The sequence below is a fragment of the Streptomyces sp. NPDC033221 genome (assembly GCF_055577005.1).
Map to the genome: position 1 here is coordinate 174,617 of NZ_JBVIQN010000008.1, position 12,700 is coordinate 187,316.

Below are 12,700 nucleotides of genomic sequence, written 5' to 3' on the forward strand. Positions count from 1 at the left end.
CTGAGTCACGGCGTGGCCAGGACTGCGGCGGCGCACAGCAGCCGGCCGCGTGCGTTCCGGTCCCGCCGCCACAGGGCGAGGGTCAGCCCGATTTCGGCTGGATCTTCGCCAGCCCGATCACCCCGACGAACCGGCAGCCGGACTCGGCGCGCCACCAGGCTGGGCAGCGTTTCGAACAGATCCTGCTGGACCTGACGGTCGAGCTGTGGGAGACGCGGCCGTTCCCGGTGCCCGATCCGGCCGGCCTGCCCGCGTCCCTGCGCGAGCAGTTGACCGCGTACTCCGCCGGCATCGACGGGCGCCTGCCACCCGAGGCCGCGCACGTCTTCCTGACCAGCTGGACCAGGCTGTACGGCCTGCTGTGCATGGAAGTCCTGCACCAAATGGACTTCGCTACTCCGACATGGAGCCCGTCTTCGAGGAGTGCTTGCGCGACTTGGCGGGCGTCCTCGGCCTGTAGGAATCGTGTAGGAATCCTGTAGGGATCGCCTGTGTGGTCGCGGCCGTAACGTCCGATCAAGCTCGGCCGGGACCGCTCGGCAGGGCGGCCTCAGGCCCCGCCACCCCCCGACCCACCCCGCCCCCGCACCACCGCGGCGACATGCTCGCGGAACCACCGGTGGCCCGGGTCCGCCGAGTTGCGGGGGTGCCAGGCCATGCCGAAGTCGATGGGGGGCAGGCCGAGGGGGATGGGGAAGGTGCGCAGGCCGAGGGCGGTGATGGGGCCGGGGAGCCAGTCGGCGAGGGTGAGGGCGACGAGGTCGGTGTCGCGGGCGAGGATCATCGCGCTGGTGTAGCTCGGGACGACGACCGCGATCCGGCGTTGCAGACCGCGTTCCGCGAGGGCGCTGTCGATGGGACCGAGACGTTTGCCCTGCCGGGAGATGCCGATGTGGCCGGCCGCGGCGAAGCGGCGGGCGTCGATCCGTCCGCCGAAGAGCGGGTGACCGCTGCGGGCGACGCCCGCCACCGTCATCCGGGTCAGCGGCTGGGTGCGGATCTCCGGGTCGAGGGGCCCCAGTACGCCCAGTTCCACGTCCACCGAACCCTGCCGCAACGCCGGTCCGCCCTCCACCGCCTCCGGCACGAAGACCACGTCCACGTGCGGGGCTTCCTTGTGGATGCGCTCCGTCAAGGTCCCGGCCAGTCCTGACAGGAGCAGGTCGGTGGCCTGCACGGTGAAGGTGCGCCGGAGGTGGACGGCGTCGAATCCGGCTCCGGGCCGCAGGACGTTGTCGCAGCCGCGCAGCAACTCCGCCACCTCGTCGCGGAGTTCCGTGGCGCGCGGGGTCGGGACCATGCCCTGGCCCGCACGGACCAGCAGTGGATCGCCGACCGCGCGGCGTATCCGGGCGAGGTTACGGCTGACCGCGGCGGGCGACGTACCGAGCTGTTCGGCGGCGCGGGTCACGCTGTTCTCCTGGAGGAGCGCGTCCAGGACGCGTAGCAAGTTGAGATCCAATGAGGCTCCTGAACTGGGCTTTTGCGTTTGCGGCAAGTATGGGGTGCCGATCCTTGCATTGCTCGCCCGCACGCCGTGAGCCGAGAGTGGAGAAGTCCGCGCATCCGCGTGACACCCCATCCACACCACTCAAGGAGTCCGCCATGCCGCAGTCCCCGCGCATCGGCCGGGACGGCGACGTCCTGGCCGTCGTCAGTCAGACCGGTCCGTCGGTCGCGTTCTTCGACGCCGCCTCCGACCGGCACGTCGGTACGGTGGACGTGCCGGCCCAGCCGCACGAGCTGTGCTACGACCCGACGCAGCGCTTGCTGTGGTGCACCAGCACGTACCACTCGGGCTACTACCACGCGAACAGCGGCCGGAGCACCGAACTGACCGTCATCGACCCCGGCACGCGGCGCGTCGTCGAGGTCGTCGACCTCGCCCCGGAACACGGGCCGCACGGACTGGCGCTCGACACCGCGCGCCACCGCCTGTACGTCAGCGTGGAGGGCTCGGCGGACCGGCCCGGCGGCGTCGTGGTGATCGACACCGGGACCCGCCGGCCGGTGGGCCGGATCGACACGGACGCCCCCGGACCGCACTGGTTCGCCATCGACCCGGCGGGCACGACGGGTTACGCCACCAACAAGGAGGCGCCGTTCGTGTCGGTCGTGGACCTCGAACGGGGCACCCTCACGGCGAAGGTCGAGGTGCCGGGCAGCGAGGGGCTCGCCGTCTCCGCCGACGGCACGCGGGTCTTCGTCGCCGCTCCCTACGCCGGTTCCGTGCTCGCCGGTTCCGGGGACCATCCGGACGCCGGCATCCAGGTCATCGACGCCCGGACGGCGTCCGTCGTCGGCACCCTGCCCACGGAACACGTCGTCGTACCCGTACACCTGACATCGGGGGGTCAGCTGCTCGTGGGCGAACTGCGGATGGCAGCCGACCGGGAACCCCAGCTCGGAGGGCACGCGCCGGGGCGCCTCACGGGGTTCTCCGCCGGTACCGGCGAGTGCCTGGGCGGGATCGAGGTGGGGCACGCCCCGCTGACCATCACCTCGTCACCGGACGGCCGCCTCGCGTACGTGGCCTGCATCGCGTCGTCCACCGTCGAGGTGGTCGACCTGGAGACATGGCAGGTGGTCACCCGGCTGGACATCGCCAAGCGCGGCGAGGCGGGCGCCCACGGGCTGGCGTACGTCCCACGGGCGGCTTGAGCGCACTCCGGACCGCGAACAGCTCCTAGTAGGGCGCCAGGGTCACCTGGAGAATGTAGACGCACTGGTGTCGCGGAACGACCTGGTGGACGAACATGCGCCGGAGATCACCTCTTCGCTGGTCTTCGGGGAGACGGCCCGGTAGAGCGAGCCGTCGAGGTATTGGGCGGCAGCCGCCCGCACCAGTTCGTCTGCTGTCTCCTCGACCCTCGCGATGAACGCCAGGTCGTCGAGGCTGCCGATCACGTGGTCTGCGGTGGGGCCGTACTCCCAGCGCCACTCAGCCACCGGTCACCGCGCGGCGTGCCTTGTTGTAGACATCTCGGACCTCGTCCATGGCGGCTCGCCACTTCGGATCGTCACGGTCGAGGGTGTGAACGAGGTGCTGTGCGGCTTCCATGCGCTGATCAAGGTCGCGTCGCCGCTTCACCTCGATGACTGTCGCCCACTTGAGCTGGAAGCCCTTGATGGGCTCGAACGAGCCCGTCTCCGTGGCCCGGGTGAACTGCACATCGCGGTCGGCCAGCATTTCCGGTACCCGCGCGGGAGCGACCCGGGCGAGGGCGGCACGCAGGCTGGGGAAGGCCAGGCCCCCGGGCGGGGTACCAGTTCCTCGGGCGGTTCTTCGGGTTGGGCGCTCATGACGCTGCCCTGTCCTTCGTACCAGGTCGGCCGGGGTGACTGCCGTGCCCTTGCATCCTAGGGCGGCAGGTGGGGTGCCCGCCGCTGAAGCGGGCTGACGGGGCTCGTGTTCGACGGGCATGGCGCTCGCGATCCCGGGCAGGCGGCCCCGGCACGAATCAGCGCCGAAAGGAACGTGGGATGCGGAGCAAGTGGGTTCAGCGGGTGGCCGTGGCCGCGAGTGGGGTGTTCGTGGCGGGGGTGGTGCCTTTGGTGACGGCGGGGCCGGCGCAGGCGTGGTCGTGGGACTGCCAGCAGTACCTGCGGCACAAGGGCTACAGCGTGCCGGTCGGTGGTGAGACCGCCAAGGCGTGTTCGATCGCGGAGGACGGTGAGGGGTCCGCGTACTCGCTCGACATCTGCCGCCAGCGGCTTGAGGCGCTGCACGTCAAGGACAAGTACGTGAAGCCGGCTTGCAAGAAGGGCGCTGCCCGGTAGCGGCCTTTGCGGCTTTCGCGCTGCGGAGCGCGATGGCCGAGGCCGCCGCGACCGTAGGGCCAGGTGCCGTCGAAGGTCTCGGCGCCGGGGATCATCGCGTGTGTCTCCGTATCCGTATCCGTGTACGTGCCCGAGTCCGGTGGGGTGCGGGCGCACGGAACGTATGCGGGGTCCACTGACAACCTGTGTCAGTGGATGGCGGCACACTTGCGGTCATGCGCGCGAGCCGACTGCTGTCCGCCCTTCTGCTGCTCCAGGCGCGTGGCCGCCTGACGGCGCGCCAACTCGCCGACGCCTTGGGCGTGTCCGTCCGTACGGTGTACCGGTACATGGAGTCGCTCAGTGCCGCGGGCGTGCCGCTGTACGCGGAGCCGGGCCACGACGGCGGCTACCGTCTCGTCGACGGCTATCGCACCCGGCTGACCGGCCTGACCGGCGAGGAAGCGGAGGCCCTGTTCCTGTCCGGCCTGCCGGGGCCGGCAGCTGAGCTGGGACTGGGCGGCGTCCTGGCGAGCCTGGAGCTGAAGCCGGCCGCCGCGTTGCCCGACGAACTGCGCGAACGGGCCGCCCGGCTCACGCAGCGCTTCCACCTGGACACGTCCCTCTGGTACGACGCCCCGGATCCCGTACCGCACCTCACCCCGCTCGTGCGCGCCGTATGGGACCAGCACCGGGTCTGTGTGCGCTACCGGCGGTGGGCGGAGCCGCGGGAGGTGGACCGGGATCTGGAGCCGTACGGTGTGGTCCTCAAGGCGGGCCGGTGGTATCTGGTCGCGGGCGGTGAGCGGGGCGTGCGCACGTACCGGGTGTCCGAAGTCCTGCGCGTGGCGGTACTGGAGGAGCGGTTCGAGCGGCCGGAGGGTTTCGATCTCGCCGCGCACTGGACGGCCTCGCTGGCCGCCTTCGACGACCGCCGGTACGAGAGCGAGGCCGTACTCCTCGTATCACCGCGCCTGCTGACGCGGCTGCCGCAGCTCCTGGAACCGGCCGTGGCCCGCGCCGCTCTGGCGAGCGCCCGGCCTCCGGAGGCCGACGGCCGGGTCCGCGTGGTGATACCGGTCGAGTCCACCGAGCACACCGCGGGCATGCTGCTCCGCCTCGGCGCCGAGGCGGAGGTCCTCTCGCCCCCGGACCTGCGCGCCGCGATCGCCGGTACGGTCGCCACGTGGGCCAGGGTGTACGGCGTGCCGGAAGTGCACAACTAGCGTGCGGCCGGGCCTCCGAGCCCCACCGCGTCGGCCAGGGCGCCGATTTCGAGGTTGATGAGGGTGGCGGGGTCGTGGCCCATGTTGTTGTACATACCCTGGACTTCGAGGCTGACGATGCCGTGGGTACGCGTCCAGGCGAGGACGGTGGCGGCGAGCGTGGGGACCGGGTCGGCGACGGGGGTGAACGTGGCGACCCAGGCGGCGACCTCGGGGGAGTCCGCGACCCAGGCGCGCACCTCGTCGTACAGCGGTTCGGCGGCCGGCCACGGCTTGCCCTCCGCCAGTACGGCCAGGAACGGGCCGAGCGCCTTGCGGGCGCTCTCCGCGGTGTGGGCGGGAGCCTCGTACGCGGCGGCGGGCGTGCCCGCGAGGAGCAGATAGCGGTGGGGCTGGGCGAGGGCCCAGTCGCGGAACGCGTGGGCGAGGGCCAGCAGCCGGTCGCGGGGTGAGGCGTCGGCGGCCCGGTGCGCCGCGGTGCGGGTGGCCTCGGCGACGTCCTCGTACCCGTCGCTGATGAGCGCGGTGAGCAGGTCGTCGCGGTTGCGGAAGTACTTGTAGAGGGCGGGGCCCGACATGCCGAGGGTCTTGGCGATCGCGTTGATGCTCAGCGCCTCGATGCCGCCGGCCTCGATCTGCGCCAGCGCGGCCTGCTTGATCTCCTGCTGGAGCTGGGCCCGGTAGCGCTGGCGCGGGGTCTGGGGGGAGGTGGGGGACGCGGAGGACGCTGTTGGCGGCATGGGGGCGGCTCCTGGGTGAGGCTGCGCGGAGTGGTGGACGGCGGTGCTTTCTCAAGGAGCAGGGTATCGGCTGTAGATTTGGTTAGAGAGTATAGCTATAGTGAGGTGCGCTAGCGAAGCTGGGCTGTCGCGGTCCAGGGTTCAAGGTCCGAGGTCAGGGGTTTCTCATGTCCGACACATCCGCAGCCACGTCATCCGCTCCGCTGCACGTCGTCCTCGGCACCGGCCCGGCCGGCACCACGCTCGCCGAGGAACTGCTGCGCCAGGGCTTCCGCGTACGGACCGTCGACCGCACGGGCCGGGGCAGGCTGCCCGGCGCGGAGGCCGTCGCCGCCGACCTCGGGTCGCCGGCCGCCGCGCGGGAGGCGGTGGCCGGAGCCGAGGTGGTCTACCACTGCGTCAACGTGGCCTACGAGCTTCAGGTGGAGGTGATGCCCGCCCTCCAGAAGGTGATCGTCGACGCGGTGGCGGCGGCGGGCGCCCGGCTGGTGGTGATGGACACCCTGTACCCGTACGGCCCGTCCGGCGGCGAGCCGCTGACCGAGAACAGCCCGTGGCGGGCCACCTCCCGCAAGGGACGGATGCGGGCGCAGCTGGACGAGGCGTACCTGACGGCCCACGAGGCGGGCCGGCTGCCGGTCGTCCTGGCCCGCGCCGCCGACTTCTACGGCCCGCGCGTCCTCAACTCGACGCTGGGCGCGGCGGTCTTCCCGGCGGCCCTGACCGGCGGCACGGCCCTGGCCCTCGGCAGCCTGGACCTCCCGCACAGCTTCACGTACATCGGGGACGTCGCCCGCGGCCTGGCCCGGCTCGGCCAGGAGCCGGACGCGTACGGGCGGGCCTGGCACCTGCCGACGGCCCCGGCCCCCACCGTGCGCGAGGCGCTGGAACTCATCCGGGAACGCACCGGGATCGCGTTCGAGACGGAGCTGCTGGCGGAGCCGCGTCCCTGGGGGCCGTTCGACGACGCCTTCATGGCGGAGTACGCCGAGCTGTTCTACCAGCACACCGAAGCGCAGACGATGGTCTCGGACGCGTTCGAGCAGCGCTTCGGCATGGCGCCGATGCCGCTGCGGGACGGGATCGGCGCGACCGTCGACTGGTACTGGGCGTGGCTGGCGGAGCGAAGTGCCGAGCGGAGCGCGGCGGCGGGGGGTACGGACTGACGGTGGGCCATGCCGGCCGGATCATCGGCCCGGGCCACCGGCCGGACGGTGCCGGCCCGTCAGGGCCCCGGCTGCCCGGCCGGTGCGGGGGCAGGCGCCGGGCCCACCGCCTCCGGGGGTCCCGACCCCGGGCCCGCCACCGTGGCCGCCCCGGTACGCCCCGGCAGCCGCAGGGCCAGGAGTACGCCGACGGCCGCCACCCCCGCGAGGACCGTCAGCGTCGGACCCATGGCGGAGACGAAGGCATGACCGTCCCCGTACGGCCCGGTCCCGTACTGCCCGCCCCCGGTGAACACCGTCATCAGCATGGTTGCCGCGGCCACGCCCAGCGTCGGCCCGATGTTCATCGCCGTCTGCTGGAGGCCGCCGGCCACCCCGGCGGTGTGCGCGGGCGCCTGGCGTACGACGGCGGTCGTCGCGGTGACCATCACCGTGCCGAACCCGGCGCCCAGCAGGAGGAAGCAGCTGCCGATGGCCACCGTGCCCGACGTCTGGCCGAGCCGGGACATCAGGAACACGCCGCAGACGATCAGGGCCGTCCCGTACAGCGTCGTACGGCGGGTGCCCAGCCGCCGCAGCAGTACGGCCGCGACCGGCGCGCCCAGCACCATCATCACGGCCAGCGGCAGCGTCTCCAGGCCGCTGCGGAACGGGTCGAGCGCGAGCACGTCCTGGAGGTAGTACGTGCAGAGGAACAGGGCGCCGAACATGGCCGCCGACGCGGTGACCAGGATGCCGAGGGCCGGGGCGACGCCCGGGGCGCGGAGTACGTCTGACGGGATCAGCGGGGCGGCGGTGCGCCGCTCGTGGCGGACGAAGGCCGTACCGGCCAGGACGGCGGCGGCGAGTCCGAGTGCGGTGACGGGCGTCCAGCCGGACTCGGGCAGCCCGACGAGGGTGTGCACCAGGCCGCTCAGGGCCACGGCGAGCAGGCAGGCACCGGGCAGATCCAGCCGTACGGGCGCGGAGAGGGGCCGGGCAGACTGGCGGCAGTCCGATGGTTCCCGGCCAGACGGCCCCCGGCCGGACGGCCCCCGGGCCTCATCGCGCTCGGGCCGCGGCGCGGGTATCCGTACGGCGAGGGCCAAGGCGCACGCGGCCAGCGCGGGGCCGACGTTGAGGAAGAAGACCGCCCGCCAGCCCAGGTGCGCGGCGAGCGCCCCGCCGAGGACCGGTCCGGCCGCGGCCGCGAGCCCGATGGCGCTCGTACGTATCGCGAGGGGTGCGCCGAGCCGGTCGGGTGGATAGACCGCGCGCAGCATCCCCAGCGTGGCCGGTTGCAGCAGCGCGCCGAACACCCCCTGGGCGACGCGCAGTCCGATGATCCAGCCGATGCCGGTGGCCAGCCCGATGCCCGCCGAGGTGACGGCGAAGCCGAGTACTCCGGTGGCGAAGATCTTCCGGTGGCCGTAGTGGTCGCCGAGCCGGCCCGCGAAGACGAGCAGTCCGGCCACGGCGATCAGATAGCCGGTGCTCGCCCACTGGACCTGCACGAACGTGGCGCCCAGGTCCCGCTGGAGGGTGGGCTGCGCAACGGTCAGGACGGTGCCGTCCAGGGCGACGATCACGGCTCCGGTGATGCTGCTGACGAGCGTGAGGTGCCGGAGGCGGTCTGGGGTCACCGGGGTGCCGGGCCGAGGTGCGCGTCGAGGGCGGCGCGCAGCAGCGGTTCCACGTCGTCGGAGCCCGTCGCGAGCTGGAGGCTGCCCCAGCCCCACAGTTGGGCGATGCCGTGCAGGTTCGCCCACAGGGCGCCCGCGACGACCGCGGGGTCGGCCGCTGGGCGGGGCTCTGCCTGGTCGATCAGGCCGACGAGCGTGCGGAACAGCGGCAGGCTGGTGTCCCGCAGGCCGAGCTGCCCGCTTTCCAGCAGGTCGTGACGGAACATCAGCCCGTACATGCCGGGGTGTGTCCGGGCGAAGCCGAGGTAGGCCCGGGCGAGGGTGTGCAGCAGGGCGCGCGGCTCCATCCGACTGCCGGCCGTCTCCGCTTCGAGGTGCTCCGCCAGCTCGCCGAACCCCTGCCGCGCGATGGCGGACAGCAGGGAGAGGTGGGTGGGGAAGTAGCGGCGCGGGGCTCCGTGCGAGACGCCGGCGCGGCGGGCGATCTCCCGCAGGGTCAGCGCCTGCACCCCTTCGGCCGCGACCAGTTCGGCCCCGGCGGCCACCAGGCGGGCCCGGAGTCCGCCGTCTTCCTGCTCCGGCCCGGTGTGCTCGCTCGACTTGTGCATAGACAGTGTCTACCACTGTCGAGTAGACACTGTCTACTGTATGCGAGGAGGGGCTGCGGCCTTGTGGTGCTGCGGCATTGCGGAATTCCGGCATCCCGGCATACATGGCGATGGCACCGAGTCCGCCATGCCCGTACGGCGACGGGGACTCCACGGCAGCTACCGGCGGCAAACACAGGCGAGTACAGCCCTCCCCGCTACGGGAGGCGGGCTCCGGCTGCGCCTTTCCGTCACGCCCCGCACACTGGCAACAATTGCCTCGTTGCGCGGCACGTTCCCGTGGTTCTCGCGGCGGAGCGAATCAAATCAGCAGGACCGAAGGGGCTGATTTGTGATGCGAGTAGCGGTCATAGGACAGGGATATGTGGGCTTGACCGGAGCGGTCGCCCTCACCCACCAAGGTCATCACGTCACCGGCGTCGAACAGGACCCGGACCGGCTGCGCGTCCTGGACGCGGGCCGGGCCCCGGTCTTCGAGCCGGGGCTGCCGGAGCAGCTGGCGGCCGCGCAGGCCACCGGGCGGCTGCTTTTCTCCGGCTCCGTCACCGAAACCCACCGGCGGTCACCGTTCGACATCGTGCTCGTGACCGTCGGCACGCCGCCCGCGTCCGACGGGTCCGCCGATCTGACGCAGGTCACGTCCGTACTCGACGAGGTGCTGCAACTGCTGCCCGCGCCCTGCGTGGTGCTGAAGTCCACCGTGCCGCCCGGTACGAGCGCCATGCTCGCCGAGACGTACCCCGGAATGCGGGAACGCTTCGCGTACAACCCGGAGTTCCTCAACCAGGGCAGTGCGCTGGAGGACTGGGCCGTGCCCGCCCGGATCGTGGCCGGCACCTGGGGCGAGGACGGTCTGCGGGCGCTGCGCGAGCTGTACGAGGGGATCGCCGCGCCGTGGGTCGAGACCACGCCCTCCGGCGCGGAGATGATCAAGTACGCGAGCAACGCCTTCCTCGCCACGAAGATCAGTTTCGCGAACGAGGTGGCGGGCATGTGCCGCGGCCCGGACATCGACATCGACCATGTGATGCAGGGCGTCGGCTTCGACCCCCGGATCGGCCACGCCTTCCTCCAGCCCGGTCTCGGGTACGGCGACTCCTGTCTGCCCAAGGACACCAACGCGCTGGCGCACTGGGCGAGTACCGCGGGCCTGGCGACCCCGCTGCTGCGCGCCACCATCGCCGTCAACGACGCCCAGTTCGGGCTGGCCGTCCAGATGCTGCACACCGAACTCGACGACGGGCCGGCCGACGGTCTGGCGGACGCGGAGATCGCCGTGCTCGGCGTACGGTACGAGCCCTGGAGCGACGACCTGCGGGCCGCGCCCAGCCGGACGGTGGTCCCGGCGCTGCTCGGCCAGGGCGCGCGGGTGCGGGTGTGGGACCCGGGTACCGACACCGACACCATCGCCGGTCTGTTCCCCGGCGCCCGCCCGGCGGCCGGGCTGGCGGAGGCCGTGGAGGGCGCCCACGCCGTCGTGGTGCTGACCGAGTGGCCGCAGGCGATCGAGGCGGACTGGCAGGCCCTGGCCACGCTGCTGTACGAGCCCCGGCTGGTCATCGACGGGAAGAACTGCCTGAGCCCCGAGCAGATGGCGGGTCTGCCCGTCCGCTACCGCAGTGTCGGCACCCGGCTGCCCGCCTCGGCGGTGGCCGGCGGCAGGGCCGGTCCGGCAGTCGGTGCCCGTGACGACGCGGAGCCGGGGCCGGGAGCCGCCGTCCGCAGCCGTCCTCCGGAGCCGCCGCCCCCTCTCCCAGACCGGTGAAATTCGGGATGTAAGGGGCCAGGCGGGACCGTCGCGGGTACGGACACTGAGACACAGCGGTCGGCGCCCACGGCGAGGAGAGCGTTTCCGGTGAATCAGCCACCCACGCTGGACGAACCGCCTCCGGACGGGCCGCCCCCGGGCCAAGCACCCCCGGAGGCGGCCGGTCCGGAACCGTCGGCGTGGGCCCCGATGCGCCGCCGGATGTTCCGGGCCCTGTGGATCGCCCAGCTCGCGGCCAACATGGGCACCTGGATGCAGACCGTCGGCGCCCAGTGGCTGATGGGCGACCTCGGCGGCGGACCGCTGGAGGTCGCGCTCGTCCAGACGGCCACCACCCTGCCGGTCTTCGCGCTGGTGGTGCCCGCCGGAGCGCTCGGCGACATCCTCGACCAGCGGCGGCTGCTCCTCGGCGGGCAGCTGCTGATGTTCATCGGAGCGGCCGGCCTGTCCGCCGTCACCGCCGCCGACCAGGCGACCCCGGCCTCGCTGCTCTGGCTCACCGCCCTGATGGGCGTGGGCGAGGCCTTCTGCATCTCCTCCTTCCAGTCCATTCAGCCCGAACTGGTCAGCAAGGACGAGATCCCCCAGGCGGCCCTCCTCAACAGCGCCAACGGCAACGTCGCACGGGCCGCCGGCCCGGCCCTCGGCGGCCTGCTCATCTCCGCCGCGGGCCCGGCCGCCACCTTCGGGATCAACGCCCTGTCCTTCCTGGGCGTCATGGTCGTCCTGTACGCCTGGCGGCGGCCCGCCACCCACCGGCCGCTGGGCTCGGAGCACGTACGCGGCGCGATCCGCGCGGGCGCCCGGTACGTACGCAGGGCGCCGGAGTTCGGTGCCGTACTCGGCCGCTCCGGGCTGTTCATGCTCTTCGCCGGCGGGCTGTGGGCGCTGCTCCCGGCCATCGCCCGCGGCCCGCTGGGCATGAGCGCCGGGGGCTACGGGCTGCTGCTGGGCTGCGTCGGGGTGGGCGCGGTGGGCGGCGCGCTGGCGCTGCCCGCGGTGCGGCCCCGTACGACGACGAACGGCCTGGTCACCGTCTCGATGATCCTGTACGCGGCCACCATGGCCGTGATCGGACTGGTGGCGTCCGCGCTCGTCGCCGCGGTCGCGCTGATCATCTCGGGCCTGGCCTGGGTGGCGGTGCTGTCCACCCTCTCCGCCTCCGCGCAGATTCTGCTGCCCGTCTGGGCCCGCACCCGTGCGCTCGCGTACTACCAGCTGGTCTTCATGGGCGGCCAGGCGGTGGGCGGGGTGGGCTGGGGCCTGGTGGCCGACTGGTTCGGCGTACAGAGCGCGTTCGTGATCGCGGGCATCGGGCTGGCGCTGACGACGGTCGTGGGCATGCGGACGATGCCGATGCCCGGGGGCCACATCGACATGGAACACGTCCAGCACTGGCCCGAGCCGGAGAGCATGGAGACACCGGGCCGGAACATCGGGCCCGTCCTGGTCATCGTGGAGTGGCGGGTGGACCGGCCCGACGCGGAGGCGTTCATCCGGGCCATGCGGCCGGTGGGCCAGGCCCGGCGGCGGACGGGCGCCACCATGTGGGGCCTGTACGAGGACATGGAGGATCCGACGCTGTTCCTGGAGACGTTCACCGTCGTCTCCGAGCGGGAGCACCTGCGCCAGCACCTGGAGCGCGGGACCAAGGAGGACCAGGAACTGGAGATGCGGGCCCGCGGCCTCACGTGCCCCGGCAGCGCTCCCCGGGTACGCCACCTGATCTGGGCGTACGCCTTGGACCGCAACGAGGAACTGTCGGCACACCAGCACTGAGCGGTTCGCCGGGCGCGGCCTCCCCGGACCCG

13 protein-coding genes are annotated in these 12,700 nt (G+C 72.6%); 6 read left to right on the forward strand and 7 right to left on the reverse strand.

Annotation, left to right across the window (positions count from 1 at the left end):
• Positions 1-5 precede the first annotated feature (5 nt).
• Positions 6-383, reverse strand: a complete 378-nt coding sequence (locus ACZ53K_RS13225) for a hypothetical protein (protein WP_468834902.1) — start codon at positions 381-383, stop codon at positions 6-8.
• A gap of 167 nt (positions 384-550) precedes the next feature.
• Positions 551-1,462: a LysR family transcriptional regulator gene (locus ACZ53K_RS13230; protein ID WP_468834905.1), complete on the reverse strand. Its 912-nt coding sequence runs from the start codon at positions 1,460-1,462 to the stop codon at positions 551-553.
• Positions 1,463-1,605: 143 nt separating this feature from the next.
• On the opposite strand from ACZ53K_RS13230, the gene ACZ53K_RS13235 reads away from it, so the two are divergent.
• Positions 1,606-2,661: a YncE family protein gene (locus tag ACZ53K_RS13235; RefSeq protein ID WP_468834908.1), complete on the forward strand. Its 1,056-nt coding sequence runs from the start codon at positions 1,606-1,608 to the stop codon at positions 2,659-2,661.
• Between the two features lie 42 nt (positions 2,662-2,703).
• Here ACZ53K_RS13235 and ACZ53K_RS13240 read toward each other — a convergent pair whose 3' ends face one another.
• The gene (locus tag ACZ53K_RS13240) at positions 2,704-2,949 is read right to left on the reverse strand and encodes a hypothetical protein (protein ID WP_468834910.1); all 246 of its coding nucleotides are present in this window, start codon (positions 2,947-2,949) and stop codon (positions 2,704-2,706) included.
• Positions 2,942-3,190 carry a hypothetical protein gene (locus ACZ53K_RS13245; RefSeq protein ID WP_468834913.1) on the reverse strand — a complete coding sequence of 83 codons (249 nt, stop codon included), beginning with the start codon at positions 3,188-3,190 and terminating at the stop codon, positions 2,942-2,944. Before ACZ53K_RS13245 ends, ACZ53K_RS13240 begins: the two co-directional genes overlap by 8 nt.
• Positions 3,191-3,483: 293 nt before the next feature.
• On the opposite strand from ACZ53K_RS13245, the gene ACZ53K_RS13250 reads away from it, so the two are divergent.
• Both ACZ53K_RS13250 and ACZ53K_RS13255 read left to right on the forward strand, forming a co-directional pair.
• Positions 3,484-3,780, forward strand: a complete 297-nt coding sequence (locus ACZ53K_RS13250; protein ID WP_468834915.1) for a hypothetical protein — start codon at positions 3,484-3,486, stop codon at positions 3,778-3,780.
• Positions 3,781-3,995: 215 nt separating this feature from the next.
• On the forward strand, positions 3,996-4,985 hold the full coding sequence (locus ACZ53K_RS13255; protein ID WP_468834918.1) for a helix-turn-helix transcriptional regulator: 990 nt from the start codon (positions 3,996-3,998) through the stop codon (positions 4,983-4,985).
• On the opposite strand, the gene ACZ53K_RS13260 is transcribed toward ACZ53K_RS13255, so the two are convergent.
• Complete coding sequence (locus tag ACZ53K_RS13260; RefSeq protein ID WP_468834921.1) at positions 4,982-5,725, reverse strand: TetR/AcrR family transcriptional regulator; 744 nt, start codon at positions 5,723-5,725, stop codon at positions 4,982-4,984. The two genes, ACZ53K_RS13255 and ACZ53K_RS13260, sit on opposite strands and share 4 nt — an antisense overlap.
• Positions 5,726-5,892: 167 nt before the next feature.
• Here ACZ53K_RS13260 and ACZ53K_RS13265 point away from each other — a divergent pair, with 167 nt between their 5' ends.
• The gene (locus tag ACZ53K_RS13265) at positions 5,893-6,891 is read left to right on the forward strand and encodes an NAD-dependent epimerase/dehydratase family protein (protein ID WP_468834923.1); all 999 of its coding nucleotides are present in this window, start codon (positions 5,893-5,895) and stop codon (positions 6,889-6,891) included.
• Between the two features lie 59 nt (positions 6,892-6,950).
• On the opposite strand, the gene ACZ53K_RS13270 is transcribed toward ACZ53K_RS13265, so the two are convergent.
• Together ACZ53K_RS13270 and ACZ53K_RS13275 are read right to left on the reverse strand one after the other, a co-directional pair.
• Positions 6,951-8,513, reverse strand: coding sequence for an MFS transporter (locus ACZ53K_RS13270; RefSeq protein ID WP_468834925.1), 1,563 nt, complete (start codon positions 8,511-8,513; stop codon positions 6,951-6,953).
• On the reverse strand, positions 8,510-9,121 hold the full coding sequence (locus ACZ53K_RS13275) for a TetR/AcrR family transcriptional regulator (protein ID WP_468834926.1): 612 nt from the start codon (positions 9,119-9,121) through the stop codon (positions 8,510-8,512). Before ACZ53K_RS13275 ends, ACZ53K_RS13270 begins: the two co-directional genes overlap by 4 nt.
• Before the next feature lie 334 nt (positions 9,122-9,455).
• Here ACZ53K_RS13275 and ACZ53K_RS13280 point away from each other — a divergent pair, with 334 nt between their 5' ends.
• Together ACZ53K_RS13280 and ACZ53K_RS13285 are read left to right on the forward strand one after the other, a co-directional pair.
• A complete protein-coding gene (locus ACZ53K_RS13280) occupies positions 9,456-10,886 on the forward strand; it encodes a UDP-glucose dehydrogenase family protein (protein WP_468834928.1) in 1,431 nt (476 codons plus the stop codon).
• Between the two features lie 90 nt (positions 10,887-10,976).
• Positions 10,977-12,668: an MFS transporter gene (locus ACZ53K_RS13285; RefSeq protein WP_468834931.1), complete on the forward strand. Its 1,692-nt coding sequence runs from the start codon at positions 10,977-10,979 to the stop codon at positions 12,666-12,668.
• The last annotated feature ends 32 nt before the right edge of the window (positions 12,669-12,700 follow it).